Origin of the sequence: Enterobacter sp. IF2SW-B1 (assembly GCF_001743375.1) — a bacterium.
Classification (GTDB): Bacteria; Pseudomonadota; Gammaproteobacteria; order Enterobacterales; family Enterobacteriaceae; genus Enterobacter; species Enterobacter bugandensis.
Window position 1 is genome coordinate 81,569 of record NZ_MJAA01000001.1, and the last position, 25,685, is coordinate 107,253.

Here is a 25,685-nt window from a genome sequence, read left to right on the forward strand (position 1 = left end):
CGTGGCCGCCACCCGGCTTTTTTTAGTACCGCACGCAAACCGACTTGGTTTCGCACCAGCCGTCCAGCCAGTCCGGGCCAAAATCACGTCCTGTACCGGACTGCTTCATCCCGCCGAACGGCAGGTTGGCGTCAATCAGCGTATGGCTGTTCACCCACACGGTGCCCGCCTGCAGCCGATCGGTGTACTCCAGCGCCTTGCTGATATTCTGCGTCCAGACGCTGGCCGTCAGGCCATATTCGGTGTCGTTTGCCAGCTGGAGCGCCTCTTCTCCGTCGGATACTCGCACCAGGTTGACCACCGGACCAAACACCTCTTCTCGGGTTAACCGCAGCGCGGCATCCGGGTTCACCACCAGCGTAGGCGACACGTAATAGCCTTTGCCCTCCGGGCCGCGATTACCGACGATCAGCTCCGCGTTGCGCGACGTCGCTTCGTCGAGGAAGGTCTGCACCTTATCGCAGTGGGCGCGCGACACCAGCGGGTTGATAAACGCCTCCGGCGACATGCCCGGCCCGACGCTCAGGGATTTCACCGCCTGTTCGAACCCGCTCACCAGCGTGTCAAACAGCGGCGCTTCAATGTAGATGCGTGAGCTCGCCGCGCACACCTGCCCCTGGTTCAGGAAGCTGCCGGTCATTAATCCTTCTATCACCCATGCGGGGTCCGCATCCTTGAGTACAATTGCCGGGTTTTTCCCGCCCAGCTCCAGGGTCACTCCGGTTAGCGTGTCCGCCGCCGCACGGGCAATCTGCTTACCCGTTGCCGTTGAGCCGGTAAAGCTCACCTTCGCAATATGCGGGTGCGAGGTCAGCGCTGCGCCACACACCGCGCCGCTGCCGGTTACTACGTTGAACACCCCGTCCGGGATGCCCGCTTCGCTGGCCAGCTCCGCCACGCGCAGCATGGTCAGCGGCGTGGTTTCAGACGGCTTAATGACAATTGAGCAGCCCGCGGCCAGCGCAGGCATCACTTTCCACATCCCGATCATCAGCGGGAAGTTCCAGGGCACAATCCCGGCCACCACACCAACCGGCTCCTTACGCGTCCACGCCTGGTAGCGCGCACCCTGCGGCAGCGGGATGGAAAGATCGAGGGTTTTGCCCGCAATTTTGGTGGTCAGCCCGGCGGTATAGCGCATCCAGTTGAGGGTGCAGCCCACTTCAAAAGCCCGGGAGATGTTAATTGATTTGCCCTGCTCCAGCGTTTCAAGCTGGGCCAGCTCCTCGCCGTGCTGTTCGACCAGATCGGCGAAATGGAGCAGGATCCGCTCGCGCTCCGCCGGTAATTTTCCGGCCCAGCTGCGGGCGACAAACGCGCGCCAGCCGGACATAACGGCCCGGTCAACGTCATCGACGCTGGCATCGGCGGTCGAGGCAATCACCTCGCCCGTGGCCGGGTTGTAGACGTTCAGCCGTTTTTCGCTGTCCGACGCGGCCTGACGCCCTTCAATCCACAGGCCGTGGTGTCGGTCTAAAAACTGCTGCACGGCAGGCAGAATAGCCACCGGTGATTCAGACATAGGATACTCCTTCGTTATTCTTCGCAGGGTGTTCATCCAGTCTAAGAGGGGTTTTGCATTCTCGCTTTTGTCTCTGTGACATTCGCTTTGCCACCTGTGACAGGTGCCGCAAATCGCGATAATCGCCGCTTATATAGCTGTTACCGGTGAGTGTTCTTTCCTATAGTCAGCCTCATAGCTCTGACAAAATGCAACACAAATGCAACAATGCGAAAACGTTGACGGTGCAGCGAGAGAAACGATGGCGTGTGCAAGCGAGCAGGAACAGTATCAGCAGTGGCTGGCGCAGATTAACCAGGTTTGCGGGCGTTTTAACGCCCAGCCCACCGAAGGCAAATTCTTCGGCGAGCTGGAAACCAGCTATGCGCGCAGCCTGAAGCTCAGTACCGTCACCGCCGGCGGCGTCAACCTGTTCCGCTCCCGACGGGAGATCGCACAGAGTAATGATGCCTGGTTCTACACCGTGTTCCAGCTTGAAGGCAGCGCGCAAATTGAGCAGGACGAGCGTCGCGCGGTGCTCAGAACCGGGGATATCACGCTGATTGACGCCTCTCGTCCCTGCTCGATCAACTGGCTGGAAAAGTCCCGCCAGATTTCGCTGCTGGTTCCCCGTCAGATTATCGAGCAGCAGTGCCGCTTTCAGGAGGTAAGCTGCGCGCTCGCCCTTTCCCGCAACTTACCCACGGTCCAGCTGAGCCATCGCCTGCTGATGGAAAGTATGAACAACCGCGACCTGAGTGACCGGGAGAGTGAAGCGGCGCTTGAGGCGATGGTCTGCCTGCTGCGCCCTGCGTTCCAGCAGCGCGACGTGATTCAGCCGCGCAAGGAGCGCCAGTTCCAGCACGTTGTGGCGCTGATTGACAACCATATTCAGTCTGAATCGCTGCGTCCGGAATGGATTGCCGCCGAGAGCGGAATGTCCGTACGCAGCCTCTACCGCATGTTTGCCGAGAAGGGGCTGGTGGTAGCGCAGTACATTAAAAACCGTCGTCTGGATCTCTGCGCGCAGGAATTGCAGTCAACCGGCGACGATGAAAAGCTGGCGGGCATTGGCTACAGCTGGGGATTCACCGACCATAGCCACTTTTCAACGGCCTTTAAGCAGCGTTTTGGCGTCTCGCCGGGTGAATACCGCAAGCGCTACCGCTAGCTATTTTTTCAGCCACTTACCGTTAATGCCCTTCACGTACTCGCCCGGCTGCGCGCGGGCCACCAGCTTTTGCCCCGCCATTTTCGCCACTTCATCAACCGGCAAATTATTGCTGTCGGCCAGCTTCTGATAGCTCTCCGTGCGCGCTGCGTTAATGCGATTCACCAGCTCCAGCGTTTCGGCATCCTGTTGGATCGGAGCAAGATAGCCGCTCAGGGTTTCCCCCACGCGCCCCTGCGCGCGGGCATCGTTTAAGGTCAGCGCAGCCGCCTGCACGTTTATACTCAGGGCCAGTAAAATCAACGCTAATCGTTTCATGGCATCCTCAGAACAGATCGCTGCGCGATTTCAGCAGGGCTTCAACGTCTTTATCGACCTTGATGTGGATCTCGTGTTCGATTTTGACATTCATATTGATGGTAATCGGCTCCTTTGGCGCAGCGACTTCAATGCGCGGCGTACAGCCGGTCAGTAGCGCGGCAACGGTGAGCGCACCAGCCATCTTTTTCATTGTTGTTCCTCACTTTCCTTGCCAGTCGAACTGCGGAGACCGGGAATCGCCGCGTGTTGCTCAAACCAGGTTTGCAGGTTGTCGCCAAAACGCAGGCTGCGCCACAGGGTAAAGACATTCTCGCCATGGGTGTAGTTCAGATTGACGGAGCTGCTTTTGCCGTCCACGCGGCTGGTCCCCTTGATGGTCGCCTGCATGGTTAATTCACCCAGGTTATCTAAATTGATTCTCGTCCACGACTGCGAAATTTCCATGTAGCGGAGCCAGTTAATCGCTGCGCCCGCGACCATATTATCCTTCACGATGGCGTCTGCCGTATCTTTGTCGATGCGCAGCGTCATTGGCCCCGGGTTGGTCAGCCAGCCATCTTTAATGATCCATTTTTCATTGTCCAGCCAGAACGGCAGCGCCCCGCTCACCGGGCCCGACAGGGTAAACTGCTTCGGGTTGACGGCGCTGATCAGCTCGCTTGAGGAGATATTGTCCACGCGCAGCAGGGCCGGATCGTGCTGCGGCATCCGAAGTTGCTGCATGGTGATCTTCCCGCCGAGCGTTTCTACCTTAACGTTGGTGAGCAGCAGCGGGTTGTCCTCCGTCCAGGGGTAATTCCCCTGCAGGTCCGCGGTAATGTTGCGCGCGGTCACCAGGTTTTCCACTTCGCCAATGCGCAACGTGACCGGGCCGCGCGTGCCCAGGGACCAGGTCCCCTCGCTGAAGCGGAACGGCAGCACAAAATCGACGCCGTTGATCTGGTTGTCCGGCATCCAGGCGCTGCCGGATTTCAGCACGCCGTGTCCGCCCGCCTCAAAGCCCTGATCGGGGGCCGCCGAGAAGGCAACCTGCGCATAGAGTTCTCCATCACGCAGCGTCATTTTCCAGTCCGGCGGGACCAGCGGCTGGAAGACGGTGAGCGACTGTTTCGGCCACCAGGCCTGCCCGCGAAGGCGCACGCCATCCCAGCGTCCATTCACCTGTACCGGGCCGATGTTGTCCGCATGGAGGTCGCCCTTAAACTGAAAAACAGTCGGGTCGGTACCGTCGACGCTGAAGGTCAGGACCGAGGGCGGCAATACGCTGCCGCCGGAGAACCGGGTTTGCCCGGCATTCAGCGACAGCGCGCCGCTGAATGCGGGTTTTTCGGCATCGCGCAGCCAGCGTACAGGCCGATCCAGCACCAGACGCGGCTTGCTGACCTCCATGGTGCCGTACTGGAGCTTGTCAAAACCGGTGGAGAGCGCCGTTAGCTCAATAAGGTTGTCGCGCCACTCGCCTTTCCCGGCGACATCCCAGCGGGCATGCATCGGCGTAAAGCCGCCTTTTCCCCAGTAGCGCCACTGCCACAGGCCGTTATCAGGTAAAAAGTCGTTGGCCTGACCGTCCAGGTGGAGTTCAAAACCGCCCATCTCGTTTTCATGGGCACGCAGAATAGCCTGCAGACGCCCGTCCACGCCCTTCTGGGTGAGCTTCACGCCCGCCAGCGGCCAGCGGATTTCATCGATATCGAGTGAGTCAATAATGCGCCCGCGCGAGCGGAGCAGCGCGCCGGGCTCAAAAGCAAGCTGCGGTTCATACAGGCTGCCGGTCAGTGTGGCGGGCAATTTGGCGTAAAGAATGAGATCGTTTTGCTTCGCCTCGCCGCTCAGATGCAGCGGCATGTTGCTGTTTTCCATGCTGAGCCTGCCGGGCCCAATGTTCAGTACCGCGTTACCTTTACCCGCATCGCCTTGCGTCAACACGTTCAGTCGTCCGGTCAGGGTGGCTTTCTCCAGCCCCTGCTGCCAGTTGTCGGCACGAAGGGACACCCGCCCGCTCAGCGGCATACCCGAAAGATCCCAGTTCCAGCGCCCGTCGCTGATGTTCAGCTGTTCCGCCGTGATCTGCCACGGCAGATCGAGAAGCGGATCGGGGTTATCCCGCGCCATCACCACCAGCTGTCCCTGATTGTCTTCCCAGTCGAGATCGGCATCGACCAGAGACGTTAACTGTGGCACGTTAAAGGTCGCGACCGCATGGCCTTTCACCGGCACGCCGTCCGGCACCAGCGGCAAAGTGAACTCGCCCACCAGCTTAATCGGCTGCGCCTGGTCAGGGAGCTGAACATCGAACTGGCTGACCGAGAGCGTCTGGCCGCGAAGCGTGCCTTTGATGCTGACCTGTTCGCCTCGGTAAGCGATCTCCTGGCTGGAGGGCGTCAGTGACGCATTGAGCTCGCCCTGCCACTGCTGCCAGGGCGAGAGCGTCAGACGGTGAATGGTGAGCCAGGTATTGGGCAACACAGCCTGCCATTGTGCCAGCGTTTTGGGGGCGACCGTTGAGGGCGCAGACTGGGGAATTTTGCTCAGGCAGACGGTGTTAAGATCCAGCGCGCCGATATCCAGTTTCCAGCGGCTAGGATGTGACAGCGTCACGTTATCGATGCGGGCAATTTCGCAGTCTTCCACCAGATAGCGAAGATCGGGGATCACCAGCGCGTGGCGAGTCAGTTTTGGGCTTTCTTCGAAAGCAATGCGCGTTCCGACGGGGAGCCAGATCCCGGCGAGCGTCGGCACCCACTGGGCGAGCGTCATCAGCAGCGTCAGCGGCACCAAAATCAACAGCAGTAAAACCGCAATGGCGGCTTTGTATTTACCCTTCATGGGCAGTTAATGTCCTGATTTTTCGAAAGAATTAAGCCGGCAATGCCGAATATTGTCGCATGTTTAGCCAGTCAGTTGTAGAGAATGCCATTTTTAAGGATAGATGCTCTAGAATAATTGATAGAACTTATTGAATTCAATAATATTTTAGAAATTGTAAGATAATTTTAATCATGCTAACGTGAATGCAAAATCACTGGAGAAAGTCTTATGAAACTCGCGGTATATAGCACAAAGCAGTACGACAAAAAGTATCTGCAACATGTTAACGAAGCTTACGGGTTTGAGCTTGAATTTTTCGACTTTCTGCTGTCCGAAAAAACCGCCAAAACGGCGCACGGCTGTGAAGGCGTCTGCATTTTTGTTAACGATGACGGCAGTCGTCCGGTGCTGGAAGAGTTGAAAAAGCAGGGAGTGAAGTATATCGCCCTGCGCTGCGCCGGCTTCAACAACGTGGATCTCGACGCGGCAAAAGAGCTGGGTCTGAAGGTGGTTCGCGTCCCGGCGTACTCCCCGGAAGCGGTAGCAGAACATGCGATTGGCATGATGATGTCGCTCAACCGTCGTATTCACCGCGCTTATCAGCGCACCCGTGACGCCAACTTCTCGCTGGAAGGGCTGACCGGCTTTACCATGTACGGCAAAACCGCGGGCGTGATCGGCACCGGTAAAATTGGCGTGGCTGCCCTGCGCATTCTGAAAGGCTTCGGCATGCGTCTGCTGGCATTCGATCCGTACCCAAGCGCCGCAGCGTTGGATCTGGGCGTGGAGTACGTCGACCTGCCGACGCTGTTCTCGCAGTCCGACGTGATCTCCTTGCACTGCCCGCTGACGCCGGAAAACTACCACCTGCTTAACCAGGCGGCGTTTGACCAGATGAAAGACGGCGTGATGATCATCAACACCAGCCGCGGCGGTCTGGTTGACTCTCAGGCTGCTATCGAAGCGCTGAAAACCCAGAAAATTGGCGCGCTGGGGATGGACGTGTATGAGAACGAGCGCGATCTGTTCTTTGAAGACAAGTCCAACGATGTGATCCAGGACGACGTGTTCCGCCGTCTGTCTGCCTGCCATAACGTCCTGTTTACCGGCCACCAGGCGTTTTTGACTGCCGAAGCGCTGATCAGCATTTCGGAAACCACGCTGGGGAATCTTCAGCAGTTAGAAAAGGGTGAACCGTGCCCTAACGAACTGGCTTAAATGCTACGCCGGGTGGGGCTAAGCTTCATCCGGCGCGTTTGTTTCCCAGCTTCGGTGAGCAACGCGCCACCAGAGCAGGACGGCGGCCAGCGCAATCGCGCTCAGGACACTGAATGCCGTCGCAAACGAGTAATGACCGGCGATCGTGCCGGTTAACGCCGGGCTCATGGCTGCCCCCACTCCCTGCATCAGCATCACCACACTCTGCCCGGCATTTACGTGCCCGCTTCCGCGCAGCAGCACCACAATAAACGACGGTACGACGACACCCAGGATCCCGGCGGCGAGACCGTCGAGAATTTGTACCGGGATCATCATTAACGGTGCGTCGGTCGATGCCGCCAGCGCCGCGCGCACCGGCATAACCAGCAGCGCCAGCATAATCAAGCGCCAGTAGCCGTAGCGTTCTATTCGGCCTGCAACCCAGATGGCAACGGGGATCATCACCGCCTGCGAGATGATGACGGTGCCTGCCGCGTACAGGCCAGGATTGATCGAGGCGGGTGCCGCGGCCACCCTCATGCTCAGCATCGGCAGCAGTGCGGCATTCGCAAGGTGGAACAGCAGCAGCGTCAGCCCGGTCACAAACAGCGCCCGGTTTTTAATCAGCACCGCGAAGCCGGGGACAGGAACGCTACCTGAGGATGAAAGCCCTCGCGCCGCATCGTTATCAATGTCCCCGTTGCGGATGGCAAGCAGCGCGCAGAGCGTCAGCAGCGTCGTGCAGGTCATCAGCAGGAAAATCCCCCCGACGCCCCAGTACCAGGCAATGCCGCCTGCTACCACTGCGGTGACAAAATTACCGCCGTGATTGAACGCCTCATTTTTGCCCATCTGCGCGCTGAACCCGCGCTGGCCGGTCAGGCCCAGCGTAATCCCGGCGATGAGCGGCCCGACAAACGCCGCGCAGATGCCGGTGACCATTTGTGAGACGGCAACAACGCTGGTCTGCTGGCTAAACCAGAGCAGCAGCGTGCTCAGGGTGATCAAAGTGCAGAGCAGCGCCAGCACGGCGCGTTTGTTCCGCGAAGTGTCAGTAATTACCCCCGCCGGGAGCGTAGCCAGCAATCCCGCCAGCCCACCGGCAGTCATCAGGATGCCGATATCATCGGGGCTCCAGTGGCGTTCTGTCAGAAAGATACCGAGAAAAGGGCCAAGGCCATCACGGACATCCGCAATGAAAAAACTTGTCAGGCATAACGCCCGCAGCGAACGAAGAGACATACTTCCTGCCTGTAAATTATCCGGCTCGCGTTTCGCGATGACCCGCGTCCAGACGCTCGTACAATAAAGTTTAAAATGTAGCGTAGCGCTGCTTATTGAAAATCAGATGACGGCCCAAAAGACCGGATTAGCCAGGGAGGCTACGCGTCACACCAGCCTCCGACGAGCTGTAGCAAAATGTGAATAGCCGCCGGGAACATCAACAGGAAGAGTAAAACTGTCACCACAGCAATCGCCATCAGAAACTCCTTTTAAATTTTCGTTTTACGAAATCGTAGTCAGTATTTTTAATTTGTCACTGACGCTCGGCTAATTTCTTCATTATTCACGGGGACGCCCCTTTTTATTAGCGCCCCCGTTGCTGGTTTGATTAAAATTCGCGTTTAAAACGCCGGAGCTTTACCTTTTGATTATGCTTTTGCTGCTCAAATAGCAAAGTTTTCCGTCATCTGCTTCAGTGCCCTGGACTGCTCGGTCAGCGACTGCGATGCCGCTGCGGACTGCTCAACGAGCGCCGCATTACCCTGCGTCACGGCATCCATCTGGGTGACAGCAGCGCTGATTTGCATGATGCCCTGCATTTGCTCAACCGAGGCCATTGAAAGACTGTCCATAGTTTCAGCAAGCGTAGCCACGTTGCTCGCAGCCCGCAAAATCGTCTCTGCCGTTCTGGATGCCACCGACACACCGTTATCGACATCCTCAACGGCATGCTCAATCAGCGCCCCAATTTCTTTGGACGCCGTTGCGCTGCGCTGAGCGAGATTTCTGACTTCCGTCGCCACCACGGCGAAGCCACGACCATGCTCACCGGCACGTGCAGCCTCGACCGCCGCATTCAGCGCCAGAATATTAGTCTGGAAAGCAATCCCTTCTATAACGCTGGTGATTTCCTTTATCTTCAGGGCGTTAGCCGAGATATTCTGCATCGTTTCGCTCATTTCGCCCACGGCAGACTCACCTTCACGTGCCAGTGCTTCCGTCTTTCTTGCTGACGTTGCCGTATGCTCCGCGACCTCGGTATTGTTCCGAACGGTCATCGTCAGCTGTTCCATGCTGGCGGCAGTCTGCTGCAACGCCGCCGCCTGCTCCTCGGTACGAGACGATAACTCCATATTGCCCTGCTCGATCTCACCGGCAGCCAGATCCACCGACGTCGCGGCCTCTTTGATTTCAGTGACAAGGGTTTTCAACTGGGTCTGCATGTTGTCCAGAGCCGCAAGCAGCGTGCCGGTTTCATCCATCCGGGTAATACGTATGGTTGAGGTGAGATCGCCGGCGGCAATGGTGTTCGCCGTATTCACGGCCTGCTTTAGCGGTCGGAGAATACTGCGCGACAGCAAAATGCCCGTCAGCAGCGCGGTGACAACCGCCGCAATCATTCCCAGGATTATCATCATGCGCGTACGGAAGCGTTCTTCAGCCAGTCGGGTTTGACGTTCAGCCATAATGCGGTACTCGTCGTTCAGCGCTTGCTGAATAACGCCCCGCATGGCGTCCATTTGCTCTTTTCCGGTATTACGCTCCAGGCTACTGATGAACGCATCCATATCTTCGCCCCCGCGGGATACACTCTCTCTTCGCTGGATTAACGGCAGCGCAAATGATCTTTTCCATTCTTCTTCAAGCCTGGAGAGGGTGGTTAATTTTTGCTGCTGCGACGGGTTATCACGCGTAAGCCCTGCAATTTCGTCAACTTTGCTTTTAAACCTCTCATCCCCTTGCGTGAAGGGTTGAAGAACGTCCTGATTACCGGTGAGCGCAAAACCGCGAATGCCGGTTTCCATGTTGATCAGGTTTTCGGTTACGGAGCGAAGGTTATCGACCACTTTATAGCTATGAACGTTGAGCTTGCTGACGGCAGTCACTCTGTCAAAGCTCAAATAGAGCAGCCCGCAGACGACGGACATTAAAACCACAATTGCGCCAAATGCTATGGTAAGCCGGGTGCCGATGTTGAGATTTTTAAACATGACTCTTCCTTAATAATTAGCATAGGTTCATCTTCTGAAGATGAATTTTAATAACGGCTTATTTTTTGTGGTTAATGGAAATGGGTTTCCACCACGACCACACCCATGCTAATCGGCAGAGAAAATTAATACTTTAGACTGGGATAAAAATATTATAATCATCTTTTTGCGATGATTCTTATATGCAATAAACGGCCATGCTTCAGTCAGCATAAATAATTAAATAAACTTGCGAGCATTATAAATTTGAGATTGGTAAAAGCGCCTAAATTTAAGCACATTTAATATAAATATATATCAAACCGTTAACAAATGTAAATTTTAGCTCTTTTTTTGACCATTTTCGGGCTTTCAGACCTTAAAAAAAAACCGGGCGCGGGGCCCGGTTATCTTCTTAGCTAAAAGTGACTTTATGCGCTCAACCCGCGATTCTCCAGCATCGGTTCAATCTTCGGATCGTGTCCGCGCCAGTTTCGATAAAGTTCGGCTAAATCAGCGCTGTTGCCGCGAGACAAAATCGCCTCACGGAATTTCTGCCCGTTTTCACGCGTCAATCCACCCTGTTCGACAAACCACTGATAGCCATCGTCCGCCAGCATTTGCGTCCACAGGTAGGCGTAGTACCCCGCCGCGTAGCCGCCGCCAAAAATATGGGCAAAGTAGCTGCTGCGGTAGCGCGGCGGTACAGCGGGCAGATCCAGCCCCTCTTTTTTCAACGCCGCGGCTTCGAATTCTTCAACGCTCGACACGGCCTCGCTGATGCCGTGCCAGTTCATGTCCAGCAGCGCCGCACTCAGCAGCTCCGTCATGTCATAACCCTTGTTGAAATGGGTCGCGTTGAGCATGCTTTCCCGCAGCGCGTCCGGCATGGGGTCACCGGTTTCGTAATGACGGGCATAGTGGCTAAACACCTGAGGATGGCTGGCCCAGTACTCATTGATTTGCGACGGGAATTCAACGGAATCACGCGGCGTATTGGTACCGGACAGCGTGGCGAAGCGCTGGCTGGCAAACAGACCGTGCAGGGTATGGCCAAACTCGTGGAACAGGGTTATCACGTCATCCCAGGAGAGAAGCGCGACGCCGCCGTTACCCGGCTTTTGGTAGTTGCAGACGTTGTAGATCACCGGGTGGGCAGCAAGCTCAAAGGACTGCTCGATGAAATTGCCCATCCAGGCCCCGCCCTGCTTGGAATCGCGGGCGAAGAAGTCGCCGTAAAACAGCGCCATGCCCTCACCGGTGTGGTCAAAAATTTCCCATACGCGGACGTCAGGGTGATAAACCGGAATGTCGAAACGCTCCACAAAACGAATGCCAAACAGCTGGCTGGCCGCCCAGAATACACCGTCCTGCAATACGGTATTGAGCGCAAAATAGGGTCGAATCTGCGATTCATCGAGGGCGTATTTCGCCTGGCGTACGCGCTCGGCATAAAAGGCCCAGTCCCAGGCCTGCACGCTGAAGCCACCCTGCTCGTCGTCGATGACCTTCTGAATATCGGCCTGCTCGCGTTCCGCGCGGGCGCGGGCGGCAGGCACAATGCCGCGCATAAATTCCAGCGCGGCGGCCGGGGTTTTCGCCATCTGGTCGGCGATGCTCCAGCTGGCGTAATCCTCAAAGCCGAGCAGACGGGCCTGGCGCGCCCGCAGCGCCGTAAGGCGCAGGATCAGCGTGCGGGTGTCGTTTTCATCCCATTTCTGGGTGCGCGTCCAGCCGGCGTTGAACAGGTTTTCGCGCGTCTGCCGATTGCGCAGCGCGGCTAGCGCAGGCTGCTGTGTCGTATTCAGGAGCGGGATCAGCCAGCGGTCGTTAAGCCCTTTTTCCGCGGCGGCCTGCGCCGCGGCGGCAATCTCTTCGGCGCTAAGGCCTTCAAGCTGGTGCGCGTAATCCACCACCAGCCCGCCCGCGTTGTTAGCGGCCAGCAGGCGCTGGTTAAACTGGCTGGTCAGGGACGCGGCCTCGGTATTCAGCGCCTTCAGCTCGGCTTTTTCCGCTTCATTCAGGCGCGCGCCGGCCAGAATAAAGCGCTGGTACGTCTCCTCGACCAGCCGACGGGATTCGGCATCCAGCGCGGCGCGGTCCTGCCAGACGCTCTCGACGCGGGCGAAAAGGGTGTCGTTCAGCCAGATGTCGTTCGCCAGCGCGGCAAGTTCGGTGGAGAGCTGCTCCTCCAGTTCCTGCAGGTACGCATTGGTGTGCGCGGAGGTCATGGCGAAGAAAACGCTGCTGACGCGCGCAAGCATGACGCCGCTTTTCTCCAGCGCCAGCACGGTGTTAGTGAAGTCTGGCGCAGCGGTGTGAGAGACTATCGCCTCTATGTCCGCCCGCTTCTGGCGAAGCGCTTCATCGAAGGCCGGACGATAATGCTCGTCTTTGATGGTATCAAAATGGGGAGCCTGGTAAGGCAGCAGGCTGATGTAAAAAAAGGGGTTGGTGGCCGTCATCTTTCACTCCTCCGAACGAATATCTTCCCAGAGTAGGCCAGGCCGCCATCGCCTGCAACGCCGTCATACAAATGTTGCCTTAACGCACCCTCTGCGGGCGTGCTATGTTAGTACCACACAAAAAGCGTTGAGGAACAGTGAGATGATTATTTTAGTTACCGGGGCAACGGCAGGTTTTGGTGAAAGCATCACGCGTCGCTTCGTCGCCAACGGGCATAAGGTGATTGCAACGGGCCGTCGTCAGGAGCGCCTGCAGGAGCTGAAGGACGATTTAGGTGACAGCATCCTGACCGCGCAGCTGGACGTGCGTAACCGTGCGGCCATTGAAGAGATGATTGCCAGCCTGCCGGCAGAGTGGCGCGCCATCGACGTGCTGGTCAACAACGCCGGTCTGGCGCTGGGCATGGAGCCTGCCCACAAAGCCAGCGCTGAAGACTGGGAAAACATGATCGACACCAACAACAAAGGGCTGGTCTACATGACCCGCGCGGTGCTGCCGGGCATGGTCGAGCGCAACCGCGGCCACATTATCAACATCGGTTCTACCGCCGGGAGCTGGCCTTACGCGGGCGGTAATGTCTACGGCGCGACCAAAGCGTTTGTGCGCCAGTTCAGCCTGAACCTGCGCACCGACCTGCACGGCACCGCCATTCGCGTCACCGATATTGAGCCGGGGCTGGTAGGCGGCACCGAATTCTCCAACGTGCGCTTCAAGGGTGATGACGCGAAAGCGGATAAAACCTACGAAAACGCCAACGCCCTGACGCCGGAAGACGTCACCGAAACGGTCTGGTGGGTCGCGACGCTGCCAAAACACGTCAACATCAATACCGTGGAAATGATGCCGGTCAGCCAGAGTTTTGCCGGACTTAGCGTCCATCGTGGCTAAATAAGCCCTTCCCGGCCCGCGGGCCGGGTCTGTTTCGGGTCATAAAAGAATGGTAGTATGTACGGGCTAACTCTCTGAGAAATGACAACTCATGGCCGCTGAATCGCAACTCAATCCCACCCAGCCCGTAAACCAGCAAATCTATCGCATTTTGCGACGTGATATTGTCCATTGCCTGATCCCACCGGGAACGCCGCTTTCTGAAAAAGAGGTCTCCGTGCGTTTTGACGTGTCCCGTCAGCCGGTGCGTGAAGCGTTTATTAAGCTTGCGGAGAACGGCCTGATTCAGATCCGCCCGCAGCGCGGCAGCTACGTGAACAAAATTTCACTCTCACAGGTGCGCAACGGCTGTTTCGTACGCCAGGCAATTGAATGCGCGGTGGTGCGCCGTGCCGCGACGCTAATTAATGACAACCAGTGTTACCTGCTGGAGCAAAACCTGCATCAGCAGCGCATTGCGATTGACCGTAAACAGCTCAACGATTTCTTCCAGCTTGATGATGAGTTTCACCAGAAGCTGGCGCAAATTGCAGACTGCCAGCTGGCCTGGGATACCATTGAGAACATCAAGGCCACCATTGACCGGGTGCGCTACATGAGCCTCGATCACGTCTCCCCGCCGGAAATGCTGCTCCGCCAGCATCACGATATTTTCAGCGCGCTGGAAAAACGCGACCCGGACGGCGTGGAAAAAGCGATGACCCTGCATCTGCAGGAGATAGGCGAATCCGTGCAGCTTATTCGTCAGGAAAATAGCGAGTGGTTTAGCGAAGAGTGATATTTGCCGCCCTTTTCGCGGGCGGCACCGTAATTAGCGAACGACTAACACCGGAATTGTGGCGTAGCGCAGAATAGATTCCGCATTTGACCCCAGCAGATGGGTGGTGATGCCCGGATTTTTTGACCCGATGACAATCACGTCATATTCCCCTTCTTTGCTCAGCTTGATAATTTCATCGCGGACGCTGCCAAAACGAACCAGAGTGTGAATATTCTCCGGGGAGATATCGAACAGTCGTTTTAACTCGTTCATTTTCTTCCCGGATTCTACGCTCATATACTCTTCAAACTTTTTAATGTCGGCGTTGAATCCGCGCAGCAGAGACCGGCTGCTGGCAGGCAGAATATTGACCAGGGTAATCGACGCGCCCTCGGCCTTTGCGAGGTTAGCCGCGTGGCGAACCGCTTTGTCGCTTAAATCCATTTCAAACACGTCAACAGGCATCAAAATCTTCTTATACATAAGCCTGACTCCTTATTCCGATGAAGGGTTATTTCCTGCAACCAGAATGGCATCGGGAATATAAACCAATCCTCAACGCTTCCCCGTAGAAACTATCAATAAGTGAAAATAACGGTCTGCTTTGTAAATTGCCGTCGTGAAGCGTCAACGCCCCATGTAATAAAGAAAAAAGTGTGAGTTTGATCAAAAACAAAAACATGACTGGCAGACAGGCGTATTTATAGTGCCCCGTGAACGGCAAAACCTGAAATAGCGCCGTAACGGAAAGTTTAGAGAGGAGAAAATACCATGATGACATACGACCGTAACCGCAATGCAATCACCACCGGCAGCCGCGTCATGATTAGCGGCACCGGCAAAACAGGCGTGATTAAGGCGATCCACAGCGACGGGCTGGATGCCGCGCAGGTGCGCCGTGGCAAAACGGTGGAAGTGGAAGGATGCGAAGGTAAGTTCGAACCAATTGAACTGATTCGTCTGGGTATGCACTAAATTGTGCGCCAACATGCCGCCGCGAACGGCGGCATGTGTTGAATTACAGGTGCGACACGTACTCCGCCACCGTGGTCTTTGCCCCCTTCTGCAGCAGCGTCTGATACGCGCTCATCACGGCATCTGTGAAGGCTTTTTCTCGCGGCAACTCTTTCCCAAAAATGGCCTCAATGCCGAGCAGCGCGTTAACCCGGTTTTCCCCTTCGGCACTTCCCTTCACCGCCGCCTGAATCACCGCCAGCTGCGGATCGCTCACGTCGATGGCGTTCCCCTGCTCGTCCACACCGCCGACATAGCGCATCCACCCAGCCACGCCCAGCGCCAGCAGTGGGAAAGGCGTCTGGTGCACCAGGTGCCAGCGCGCAGGATCCAGCATCCGCTGCGGAAGCTTCTGGCTGCCGTCCATCGCAATTTGCCAGGTACGGTGGCGCAGGGCCGGGTTACTGTAACGGGCGATCAGCAGGTCAGCGTAGCGTTCTAAATCGACGCCCTTCACTTTCAGGGTCGGCGCCTGCTCGTTAAGCATCAGCGCGTGCGCGGCGACGCGATAGTGTTCGTCTTCCATACACTCATTGATGTGCTGATAACCGGCCAGATAGCCCAGGTAGGCCAGGAAAGAGTGGCTGCCGTTGAGCATGCGTAGCTTCATCTCTTCAAACGGGATCACGTCTGAAACCAGTTCGGCTCCGGCTTTTTCCCATTCCGGACGCCCGGCCACAAAGTTATCCTCGATAACCCACTGGCGGAACGGCTCGCAGGCCACCGCCGCCGGATCGCGTACGCCGGTCAGCTGCGCGATTTTATCCAGCGTATCGGGTGTGACCGCCGGTACGATGCGGTCCACCATGGTTGACGGGAAGGTAACGTTAGCCTCGATCCAGTCCGCCAGCTCGCCGTCTACCGCCCGGGCGTACGCGCAGGTTACGTTGCGCATCACGTGACCGTTCTCCGGCATGTTGTCGCATGACATCACGCTAAACGCGGGCAGCCCCGCCGCTTTACGGCGCGCCAGCGCTTCCACCACCACGCCCGGCGCGGATTTCGGCTGATGCGGGTTTTGCAGGTCGGCAACGATGAAAGGATGATCGAGCATCAGTTGCCCGGTTGCCGGAGAGTGGCAGTAGCCTTTTTCGGTGATGGTCAGCGAGACAATCGCCACCTGCGGTTCACACATTGCCGCCAGCACGCTTTCCAGCCCGTCGACCTGCGCGTGCAGGGCCTTTTTGACTACGCCAACCACGCGGGACGTCCAGCCATCGGCAGACATTTCCGCTACGGTGTAGAGGTTATCCTGCGCCTTCAGGTCGGCAATCTGCTGCTCGCCGCCAATCAGGTTAACCTCACAGTACCCCCAATCGCTGCCGTGTTCAGCCGCGAGGATGTCCGCATACACCGCCTGATGCGCGCGGTGAAATGCGCCGAAGCCTAAATGTACAATGCGTGCTTTAAGGCTGTCGCGATCGTACTGAGGCAGCGTCGCGTTGGCCTGTAATAAGGTGTTTTCCATGATTAAGACTCGCTAATTAGAAAGCTGTGGATCGCTGCCGCCCCCAGTCCAGAGCGGCAGCGCCTGCTGACTACACCAACTAGAATGGTAGTCTGGGTAAAAAATTACTGCCATCAACCATACTGATACTGCCGTTTGAGTTTTTGATTTATATTAACTTTTGCTCAGGTGGTGTGACATAAACAAAAAGTTGTGTGATAAGTCACGAAAGATATAAACCGCTAGCGTCGCGTGGAAACCGCGCCGTAACCCACGCGCTCTTTCGGCGCGGCCTCGGCGGCATCTTCAGCCGCGCTGAGGTCGCGGTCGCGGACTTCCGGCATCAGGAACGCCGAAACCAGCCCAATCACGGAATAGGCCACCAGCATGGCTACAATCGGCCACCAGGAACCCGTCATATTGCAGAAGATCCCCGCCAGTACCGGGCCAAAGCCCACCGCCACCAGACCGCCCGCCTCCTTGGAGATAGCCATACGGGTAAAGCGATTTCGCGAGCCAAACATCTCCGCCATGGTGATATTTTCCAGCGCAAACAGCCCCAGCACGGCGAAATTATGGATAACGATGATCGAGAGCATGATTGTCCCCGGCGCATAGCTCTTATCGACGATAATCGACAGCATCGGGTACGCCAGAATAATGGCGGAGATATTGAGGATAATGTACGGCAGCCTGCGCCCCACTTTGTCGGAAAGCCAGCCCAGCAGCGGGATGGAGATAAACCCGAGAATAGAACTTATCATCAGCGCGTCGGTGGGAATCGCTTTATCGAACAGCAGCGTCTGGACCAGATAACCCGCGAGGAAGGTCTGGATCAGCCCCGAGTTGCCCGCCTGACCGAAACGCAGGCCGGTCGCCAGCCAGAAGGATTTACTTTTCACCATTGAACCCAGCGAGGTGTCCGGCTGCACGGTTTCTGCATCGTTTACTTTCTCAAAGACCGGGCTCTCCTTGAGGTTCATTCGCAGCCAGATGGCAAAGATCATCACCACGACGCTGGCAAGGAACGGCACGCGCCAGCCCCAGGCGAGCAGCTGTTCACGATCGAGGGCGAAGAACATAATGGCCCAGATCGCCGTGGCGCTCAGCGTCCCGCAGTTAGTCCCCATCGCCACCAGCGAGGAGATGATGCCGCGTTTCCCTTTCGGGGCGTACTCCGCCAGCATGGTCCCGGCCCCGGAGATCTCCGCCCCGGCGCCCAGCCCCTGAATGATACGCAGCGTCACCAGCAGTACGGGCGCAAAAATGCCGATCTGCGCGTAGGTCGGCAGCACGCCAATCAGCGTGGTGCAGATCCCCATCATGGTGATGGTGATAAACAGCACCTTTTTACGACCAATGCTGTCGCCCATTCTGCCGAAGATAAATGCGCCGACGATACGCGCGATGTAGCCCGCGCCGTAGGTTCCCATCGCCAGAATCAGCGCCATCGCGGCCGACTGTTCCGGGAAGAAGATTTCATGAAATACCAGCGCCGCCCCCAGCGAGTAGAGCTGGAAATCCATAAACTCCAGCGCGGTGCCCAGCCAGCCGGAGACGGCGGCTTTCACCAGATCTGAGGTGGTTCTTTGAGGTTGTGCTTGCGTCATAATGGCTATCTCTAAAGGTAAGATGCGTACCACTGAGAGCCCGTCTTCGCGGGCTCTTAACCGCGTGTAGGGTTATTGCCCGAACGTCAGTAAAACCTTGCAGCACTGCCGCTGGTCTTTTTCAAACAGTTCGATGGCGTCTGTTACATGGTGATAGTCAAAGGTATGGGTGATCAGTTTTTCCGGATCGATCAGCCCTTTTTCAAGCCAGTCGATGACGACCGGGAATTTGTTGGCATTGAGGCGCGAGGAGAAGATCGCCAGCTCTTTACCGGTAATCCCCTGCTGGACTATCTGGCTCGGCTCGCTGGAGAAGCCCATCAGCACGATGCGCGCCGCCGGGGAAGCCAGGGTGACCGCCTCCTGCAAAATCGACGGATGACAGGCGGCATCAATAATCAGCGTCGGCTTGATGCCTTTTTCGTCCAGCGCGGCTTGCAGCGACTTTTCGCCGTTATTAAAGACCCAGTCCGCGCCGCTGCGCTGGGCCATGGCCAGACGCTCATTGATTCTGTCGACGACGATTACCTGCTTCACGTTGTAGACGCCCTTCAGCGCCTGTACGGTGACCAGTCCCATCGGCCCTGCGCCGTAGATCAGCGCAACGTCCTGTTCGGTAGGGTTAGCCTGCCCCGTCACGTTGGCGGCAATGGTGAAAGGTTCAACCATCACGGCGTGTTTATCCGGGATCGCATCCGGGATGCGCCAGGCATTTTTAGCGGGCACGGCGGCATATTCGCTGAATCCGCCGTCGCGGTGGACGCCCAGCACCACCAGCGAGGTGCAGACGTTAGGCTTGCCGACGGAGCACGGGTAGCAGTGCCCGCAGCTGATCACCGGATCCACCGAAACGCGCTCCCCTAACCGGGACGGTTCTACGCCCTCGCCCACGGCGTCGATCGTGCCAAAAATCTCGTGGCCAATCACGCGCGGATATTTTGCAAACGGATTATGCCCGCGGTAGATGTGGCTGTCTGACCCGCAGATCCCGGCCAGCTTGATTTTGACGCGGACTTCCCCTGCGCCTGGCTCCGGGCGCGGACGCTCTTCAATCACCAGATGGTTCGGCTGTTGAATCACTACGCTTTTCATCGTTTGCTCCTCGGTTACCAGTTCCACAGCGTGCCGTCTTCGAGACGGGCCACCGGCAGATAGGCCGGATCGTACGGGTATTTCGCCGCCAGCTTTTCATTAAACTCAATGCCCAGCCCCGGCTTCTCGCCCGGGTGCATATAGCCATTATCAAAGCGCCAGCTGTGCGGGAAGACTTCCAGCATCTGTTCGGAGTATCCCATATATTCCTGCACGCCGAAGTTCGGCACCCACAGGTCGAAATGCAGCGCGGCCGCGTGGCAGATCGGCGACAGATCGGACGGGCCGTGCGATCCGGTACGCACCTGATAGAGCGACGCGAAGTCCGCGATGCGGCGCATCCCGGTGATCCCCCCCGCATGGGTAATAGTGGTGCGGATATAGTCGATAAGCTGCTCTTCGATAAGCTGCTTGCAGTCCCAGATGCTGTTGAACACCTCGCCCACCGCAATTGGCGTGACGGTATGCTGGCGGATCAGGCGGAAGCACTCCTGGTTTTCCGCAGGCGTTGGGTCTTCCATCCAGAACATGCGGAACGCTTCGATACTCTTGCCGAAGCGCGCCGCTTCGATGGGCGTCAGGCGGTGGTGCATGTCGTGCAGGAGATGCTCATTGAAGCCAAATTTACTGCGCACCGCGTCAAACAGTTTTGGCGTGAAATCGAGGTATTTCTCGGTGGACCAAAGCTGCTCTTCCGGCCAGTCGCCTTTGGTGGCGGGCTCGTAGGCCAACCCCTTCCCTTTAGCCATGCCGTAGGTGGTTTTCATGCCCGGCACGCCGCACTGGACGCGGATCGCCTTAAAGCCCATCTCCTTATGGCGGGCGTAATCTTCCAGCACGTCGTCAATGGTGTGCCCGGTGGTGTGGCAGTAGACCATTACGCCCTCACGGGATGCGCCGCCCAGCAGCTGGTAGAGCGGCATATTGGCCGCTTTGGCTTTGATGTCCCAGAGCGCCATATCCACGGCGGAGATGGCCGACATGGTGACCGGCCCGCGGCGCCAGTAGGCGCCCTTATAGAAGAATTGCCAGATATCTTCGATACGGTGCGCGTCGCGGCCAATCAGCTGCGGGCAGAGGTGATCTTTCAGGTAGGAAGCAACGGAGAGTTCACGCCCGTTCAGCGTGGCATCACCGAGGCCAACGATCCCTTCATCGGTAGTGATTTTAAGGGTGACAAAGTTCCGCCCCGGGCAGGTAACAAACACGTCAGCCGCGACAATCTTCATAATTCCTTTCCTTACATCGTTCGCTGTGATGACGGAAATTTACCCACTCACACAACTACCATACAAGTATGATGATCATAAAATCGGCTAACGATCACAAAAACGGTCGCCTGCTCGTCCCCCTAAAACCCATCATTTTGTGCCTGTTTCACTTCAGGTGACGATTCATTTAGGCAGCGTACCTGAAGATATCTTCTACTTTTCCATACCCGTGTCGCGGGTATGCCGTTATTGCTCTTTGGTGTAGAATCTGAACGGGGAAACTTGCTCATCTGCACCCATTTAAAAGGAAACGCTATGACTACATTAAGCAAACGCCTTTGTCTGACAGCCCTGCTGGCGCTGTCATCGTTCGCCTTTGCCGCCTCTGCGACAGCGGAAACCAGCAAGCTCATAATTGAGTCTGGTGACAGCGCGCAAAGCCGCCAGAACGCCGCGATGGACAAAGAACAATGGAATGACACCCGCAGCCTTCGTCAGAAGGTCAACAAACGTGCTGAAAAAGAGTGGGACAAAGAAGATGTCGCCTTTGACGCACGCGATAAGTGTCAGCAAAGTGCGAACGTCAATGCCTACTGGGAGCCGAACACCCTGCGCTGCCTGGATCGCCGCACTGGTCGTACGGTAGCCCCATAATGTCGGCGCCCTGTGACGTAAAACTCCGGCCGCTGGAGCGTGAAGACCTGCGCTTTGTCCACCAGCTCGACAATAACGCCAGCGTGATGCGCTACTGGTTCGAAGAGCCGTACGAGGCCTTTGTCGAGCTGTCGGATCTTTACGACAAGCACATTCACGATCAGAGCGAGCGTCGTTTTGTGGTGGAGTGTGAAGGCGACAAAGCCGGGCTGGTGGAGCTGGTTGAGATCAACCACGTTCACCGCCGGGCGGAATTCCAGATCATTATTTCGCCGGAGCACCAGGGGAAAGGCCTGGCCTCCCGGGCGGCGAAGCTGGCGATGGATTACGGATTCAACGTCCTGAATCTCTACAAGCTTTATCTGATCGTGGACAAAGAGAACGAAAAAGCGATCCATATCTACCGCAAGCTGGGCTTTATGGTAGAAGGCGAGCTGATTCATGAGTTCTTTATCAACGGTGAATACCGGAATACCATCCGCATGTGCATTTTCCAGCATCAGCATCTGGCCGGTCACAAGCCGTCAGGTGCCAGCCTGCTGAAACCAACCGCGCAGTAGCCTGCGCGGTTTCATTCTCAGTAATACTCAATCGTGTTTTTGATGGTGTACTTGCGCTCAACGGCGGGTTTGACGCTGTCGTCCGTGATCGTCAGATCGCAGCTCACCGGGTTATTGTGGCGATCGTAGTCGCAGCTCTGCGTCACGTTGCCCAGCGGCTTATCGTTTAACAGGCTCACGGCCGAGTAATCCATTCTTTTGCGCAGATCCTTAGACGGCGTCGACTGTACCGATAAATGCTGATCCCCGGAGACGGTGGTTTTGCCCAGCGGGTAGCCATCCGCATCGTAGCGGTACTTCACCTCCATCTCTTTACCATGTGCGGCCACCACAAAGCCGTTGTCGTCGGTATCCCACGTCACCCCGGCTGACGGCAGTTCGGCCAGCTGGCATTTGCCCTGCAGCTTCACCTTACGCTGCTGGGTTTCTGCATCGATGTAGTAGTTGGCATCCAGCACCAGCGCTACGCCCGTGTTAGCCTCCAGGTCGTGCAGCTCCAGCGTATCGAAACACCCTTCCGCCGACACGGTGCCGGTGACCCGTTTGGATACTTCACCCTTCTCGTTGAACAGCGTCTGGGTAAAATCCTTGACCGGGCCGCGAAGAGGGTCGAAATCGAATTCGTTCGAAAAACTCGCCATCTCGGGCGTAAACGACAGCGGCGCGGAGTTGTTATCACACCCTGCGAGAGTAGCTGCCAGGAGCGTTATCGCTGCATATTTCTTCACATTCTTTACCAATACAGAGAGATTATTCCCAATCATATTAGCAAATACAGTTGTTTACACGAAGCCTGCTAAAATTAATCTCTACACAGAGAAAAGGAGCTACAGATGAAACGGTTACCCTGGATTACCGCCCTGCTGTTAATGAGTGCCTCAACGGCCGCGCTGGCGGCACCGGACTCCTGCGAGCGCGTGAAAAGCGACATTCAGCAGAAGATCATCAACAACGGCGTGCCGGAGTCAGGTTTTACGCTGAACATTGTGCCGAACGATCAGGCTGACCAGCCGGACGCTCAGGTGGTGGGCCACTGTGCCAACGACACCTTTAAAATTTTGTACACCCGTACGGGCAGCGGGGCGGCGGCCGGCAATCAGGATAATGCACCGGCTGAACCTCAGTAAATCACCGTCAATCCCCTTTGATTTGACAAGGATTAATATTTAATACCTCCAAATAAGTAACACTCACCCCATCATTAGCCCGGTTATCGTTTCGGGAAAAATAATATGTAATCACAATGGTGGGGTGAGCCATGTCCGATATCGAACATCACGGCGGGATTAGCCGTCGAACACTCGTGAAATCTACAGCGATAGGTTCTCTGGCGCTTGCCGCTGGCGGAATTTCGTTGCCTTTTGGACTGAAAAGCGCCGCAGCCGCGGTACAAAATGCAATGAAACCGGCAGAAGATAAAGTGGTCTGGGGCGCTTGTTCGGTCAACTGCGGCAGCCGCTGTGCGCTGCGTCTGCACGTCCGCGATGACGAAGTGTACTGGGTCGAAACGGATAACACCGGTGAGGATATCTACGGCAATCACCAGGTCCGGGCCTGCCTGCGCGGGCGCTCCATTCGCCGCCGCATCAACCACCCTGACCGTCTGAACTACCCGATGAAACGCGTCGGTAAGCGGGGTGAAGGCAAGTTCGAGCGCATCAGCTGGGACGAAGCGCTGAACGCCATCACCGCCAGCCTGAAAGACGTGGTCAGCAAGTACGGCAACGAAGCGGTGTATATTAATTACTCCTCCGGGATTGTCGGCGGCAATATCACCCGCTCCTCCCCTTACGCTTCGCTGGTGGCGCGCCTGATGAACTGCTACGGCGGTTTCCTGAGCCACTACGGCACCTACAGCACGGCGCAAATCGCCTGCGCGATGCCTTATACCTACGGCAGCAACGACGGCAACAGCACCTCGGATATCGAAAATACCAAACTGGTGGTCATGTTCGGCAATAACCCGGCGGAAACGCGCATGAGCGGCGGCGGGATTACTTACTATCTGGAGCAGGCCCGCGAGCGTTCTAACGCACGCATGATTGTCATCGACCCGCGCTACACCGATACGGCAGCCGGACGCGAAGACGAGTGGATCCCGATCCGTCCGGGTACCGATGCCGCCCTGGTGGCGGGGATTGCCTGGGTATTGATCGACGAAAACCTGGTGGACCAGCCGTTCCTGGACAAATACTGCGTTGGCTACGACGAAAAAACGCTGCCGGAAGGTGCCCCCGCGAATGGTCACTATAAAGCGTACATTCTCGGCCAGGGTGAGGACAACACGGCGAAAACGCCGGAGTGGGCCTCGCGCATCACCGGCATTCCTGCAGAACGCATCATTAAACTGGCCCGCGAGATTGGATCCGCGAAGCCGGCCTATATCTGCCAGGGCTGGGGACCACAGCGTCAGGCGAACGGTGAACTGACCTCCCGCGCCATCGCGATGCTGCCGATTCTGACCGGCAACGTGGGGATCAACGGCGGCAACAGCGGTGCCCGTGAGTCGACCTACACCATCACTATCGAACGTATGCCGCTGCCGGAAAACCCGGTCAAAACGCAAATTTCCTGCTTCAGCTGGACGGACGCCATCGCCCGTGGCCCGGAAATGACCGCTCTGCGCGACGGGGTGCGCGGTAAAGATAAGCTGGACGTACCGATTAAGTTCATCTGGAACTACGCGGGCAACACCATTATTAACCAGCACTCCGATATCAATAAAACCCACGATATTCTGCAGGACGAAAGCAAGTGCGAAACCATCGTGGTGATCGACAACTTTATGACCTCATCGGCGAAATACGCCGATATCCTGCTGCCAGATTTAATGACCGTCGAGCAGGAAGACATTATCCCTAACGATTACGCCGGGAACATGGGTTACCTGATTTTTCTCCAGCCCGTGACCGCGCCGAAGTTTGAGCGCAAGCCTATCTACTGGATCATGAGCGAAGTGGCGAAACGCCTCGGACCGGATATCCATCAGAAATTTACCGAAGGGCGAACGCAGGAAGAGTGGCTGCAGTATCTGTATGCCAAAATGCTCGCAAAAGATCCCACACTGCCGTCCTATGACGAGCTGAAAAAAATGGGCATCTATAAGCGCAAAGATCCGAACGGACACTTTGTGGCCTATAAAAAATTCCGCGAGAACCCGGAAGCCAACCCGCTTAAAACGCCCTCAGGCAAGATTGAAATTTATTCCAGCAAGCTGGCGGATATTGCGGCGACCTGGGAGCTGGCAAAAGATGAGACCATCAGCCCGCTGCCCGTCTATGCATCCACCTTTGACGGCTGGGATGCGCCCGAGCGCGCGCAGTTCCCGCTGCAGCTGTTTGGCTTCCATTTTAAAGCCCGCACCCACTCGAGCTACGGTAACGTCGACGTGCTGCAAGCGGCCTGCCGCCAGGAGGTCTGGCTGAATCCCGTTGATGCCGCGAAACGTGGCATTAAAAACGGCGATACGGTGCGCGTCTTTAACGATCGCGGTGAGGTGAGAATAGAAGCGAAAGTCACGCCGCGCATCATGCCAGGCGTAAGCGCCATGGGCCAGGGAGCCTGGCACGATGCCAATATGAATGGCGATCGTATCGACCACGGCTCGTGTATCAACACCCTGACCACGCACCGCCCGTCACCGCTGGCAAAAGGCAACCCGCAGCACACCAATCTGGTGCAGATTGAGAAGGTGTAAGGGGTGAATTCTATGACCCTGGTTTATGCTTTGGTCTGTATTAATGGTTAATCACGTCGCGCGGACATAACCGCGCGAGAAAGGAAGGTTT

22 protein-coding genes are annotated in these 25,685 nt (G+C 56.8%); 9 read left to right on the forward strand and 13 right to left on the reverse strand.

Annotated features, from left to right (window positions below; all coding sequences use genetic code 11):
* Positions 1-22 precede the first annotated feature (22 nt).
* Positions 23-1,522 carry an aldehyde dehydrogenase family protein gene (locus tag A6013_RS00380; RefSeq protein ID WP_069732334.1) on the reverse strand — a complete coding sequence of 500 codons (1,500 nt, stop codon included), beginning with the start codon at positions 1,520-1,522 and terminating at the stop codon, positions 23-25.
* 241 nt (positions 1,523-1,763) lie between these two features.
* Here A6013_RS00380 and feaR point away from each other — a divergent pair, with 241 nt between their 5' ends.
* Entirely contained in the window at positions 1,764-2,672 is a 909-nt protein-coding gene (gene feaR / locus A6013_RS00385) for a transcriptional regulator FeaR (RefSeq protein ID WP_069732620.1), read from the forward strand.
* Here feaR and A6013_RS00390 read toward each other — a convergent pair whose 3' ends face one another.
* The 3 genes from A6013_RS00390 to A6013_RS00400 are packed head-to-tail and all read right to left on the reverse strand — an operon-like array spanning position 2,673 to position 5,819.
* Entirely contained in the window at positions 2,673-2,990 is a 318-nt protein-coding gene (locus A6013_RS00390) for a YdbL family protein (RefSeq protein WP_028013020.1), read from the reverse strand.
* 7 nt (positions 2,991-2,997) lie between these two features.
* The gene (locus A6013_RS00395) at positions 2,998-3,183 is read right to left on the reverse strand and encodes a YnbE family lipoprotein (RefSeq protein ID WP_028013019.1); all 186 of its coding nucleotides are present in this window, start codon (positions 3,181-3,183) and stop codon (positions 2,998-3,000) included.
* Positions 3,180-5,819 (reverse strand): YdbH family protein, encoded by a 2,640-nt coding sequence (locus A6013_RS00400; protein WP_069732335.1) that lies wholly within the window; start codon positions 5,817-5,819, stop codon positions 3,180-3,182. The genes A6013_RS00395 and A6013_RS00400 overlap by 4 nt, the downstream gene beginning before the upstream one ends.
* 210 nt (positions 5,820-6,029) lie before the next feature.
* On the opposite strand from A6013_RS00400, the gene A6013_RS00405 reads away from it, so the two are divergent.
* A complete protein-coding gene (locus tag A6013_RS00405; protein WP_028013015.1) occupies positions 6,030-7,019 on the forward strand; it encodes a 2-hydroxyacid dehydrogenase in 990 nt (329 codons plus the stop codon).
* 18 nt (positions 7,020-7,037) lie between these two features.
* Here the strand turns inward: A6013_RS00405 and A6013_RS00410 are convergent, their stop codons facing one another.
* The 3 genes from A6013_RS00410 to dcp form a co-directional block, all read right to left on the reverse strand.
* Positions 7,038-8,243, reverse strand: a complete 1,206-nt coding sequence (locus A6013_RS00410) for an MFS transporter (protein WP_069732336.1) — start codon at positions 8,241-8,243, stop codon at positions 7,038-7,040.
* 425 nt (positions 8,244-8,668) lie between these two features.
* Entirely contained in the window at positions 8,669-10,216 is a 1,548-nt protein-coding gene (locus A6013_RS00415) for a methyl-accepting chemotaxis protein (RefSeq protein WP_069732337.1), read from the reverse strand.
* A gap of 410 nt (positions 10,217-10,626) precedes the next feature.
* On the reverse strand, positions 10,627-12,660 hold the full coding sequence (gene dcp, locus A6013_RS00420) for a peptidyl-dipeptidase Dcp (protein WP_069732338.1): 2,034 nt from the start codon (positions 12,658-12,660) through the stop codon (positions 10,627-10,629).
* Between the two features lie 142 nt (positions 12,661-12,802).
* On the opposite strand from dcp, the gene ydfG reads away from it, so the two are divergent.
* On the forward strand, positions 12,803-13,549 hold the full coding sequence (ydfG, locus tag A6013_RS00425; RefSeq protein ID WP_069732339.1) for a bifunctional NADP-dependent 3-hydroxy acid dehydrogenase/3-hydroxypropionate dehydrogenase YdfG: 747 nt from the start codon (positions 12,803-12,805) through the stop codon (positions 13,547-13,549).
* A gap of 91 nt (positions 13,550-13,640) precedes the next feature.
* The gene (locus tag A6013_RS00430) at positions 13,641-14,327 is read left to right on the forward strand and encodes a GntR family transcriptional regulator (RefSeq protein ID WP_028013010.1); all 687 of its coding nucleotides are present in this window, start codon (positions 13,641-13,643) and stop codon (positions 14,325-14,327) included.
* A 33-nt stretch (positions 14,328-14,360) separates the two neighbouring features.
* Here A6013_RS00430 and A6013_RS00435 read toward each other — a convergent pair whose 3' ends face one another.
* On the reverse strand, positions 14,361-14,792 hold the full coding sequence (locus A6013_RS00435; protein ID WP_069732340.1) for a universal stress protein: 432 nt from the start codon (positions 14,790-14,792) through the stop codon (positions 14,361-14,363).
* A gap of 288 nt (positions 14,793-15,080) precedes the next feature.
* Here A6013_RS00435 and ydfZ point away from each other — a divergent pair, with 288 nt between their 5' ends.
* Positions 15,081-15,284 carry a putative selenium delivery protein YdfZ gene (gene ydfZ, locus A6013_RS00440; RefSeq protein ID WP_028013008.1) on the forward strand — a complete coding sequence of 68 codons (204 nt, stop codon included), beginning with the start codon at positions 15,081-15,083 and terminating at the stop codon, positions 15,282-15,284.
* A gap of 43 nt (positions 15,285-15,327) precedes the next feature.
* Here the strand turns inward: ydfZ and A6013_RS00445 are convergent, their stop codons facing one another.
* The 4 genes from A6013_RS00445 to manD form a co-directional block, all read right to left on the reverse strand.
* Entirely contained in the window at positions 15,328-16,791 is a 1,464-nt protein-coding gene (locus A6013_RS00445) for a mannitol dehydrogenase family protein (RefSeq protein ID WP_069732341.1), read from the reverse strand.
* Positions 16,792-17,012: 221 nt separating this feature from the next.
* Positions 17,013-18,380: an MFS transporter gene (locus A6013_RS00450; protein ID WP_028013006.1), complete on the reverse strand. Its 1,368-nt coding sequence runs from the start codon at positions 18,378-18,380 to the stop codon at positions 17,013-17,015.
* Between the two features lie 72 nt (positions 18,381-18,452).
* Entirely contained in the window at positions 18,453-19,472 is a 1,020-nt protein-coding gene (locus A6013_RS00455; protein ID WP_069732342.1) for a Zn-dependent oxidoreductase, read from the reverse strand.
* 14 nt (positions 19,473-19,486) lie between these two features.
* Positions 19,487-20,701 (reverse strand): D-mannonate dehydratase ManD, encoded by a 1,215-nt coding sequence (gene manD, locus A6013_RS00460; RefSeq protein ID WP_048958761.1) that lies wholly within the window; start codon positions 20,699-20,701, stop codon positions 19,487-19,489.
* 297 nt (positions 20,702-20,998) lie between these two features.
* On the opposite strand from manD, the gene A6013_RS00465 reads away from it, so the two are divergent.
* On the forward strand, positions 20,999-21,337 hold the full coding sequence (locus A6013_RS00465) for a DUF1283 family protein (protein ID WP_008502414.1): 339 nt from the start codon (positions 20,999-21,001) through the stop codon (positions 21,335-21,337).
* A complete protein-coding gene (gene speG, locus A6013_RS00470; protein ID WP_041910220.1) occupies positions 21,337-21,897 on the forward strand; it encodes a spermidine N1-acetyltransferase in 561 nt (186 codons plus the stop codon). Before A6013_RS00465 ends, speG begins: the two co-directional genes overlap by 1 nt.
* A gap of 17 nt (positions 21,898-21,914) precedes the next feature.
* Here speG and A6013_RS00475 read toward each other — a convergent pair whose 3' ends face one another.
* Positions 21,915-22,661 carry a YnfC family lipoprotein gene (locus tag A6013_RS00475; protein WP_032644870.1) on the reverse strand — a complete coding sequence of 249 codons (747 nt, stop codon included), beginning with the start codon at positions 22,659-22,661 and terminating at the stop codon, positions 21,915-21,917.
* 69 nt (positions 22,662-22,730) lie between these two features.
* Here A6013_RS00475 and A6013_RS00480 point away from each other — a divergent pair, with 69 nt between their 5' ends.
* A complete protein-coding gene (locus tag A6013_RS00480) occupies positions 22,731-23,024 on the forward strand; it encodes a DUF1161 domain-containing protein (RefSeq protein WP_047368462.1) in 294 nt (97 codons plus the stop codon).
* Between the two features lie 131 nt (positions 23,025-23,155).
* Positions 23,156-25,594, forward strand: a complete 2,439-nt coding sequence (gene ynfE, locus A6013_RS00485) for a selenate/tellurate reductase subunit YnfE (RefSeq protein WP_069732343.1) — start codon at positions 23,156-23,158, stop codon at positions 25,592-25,594.
* Positions 25,595-25,685: the final 91 nt, after the last annotated feature.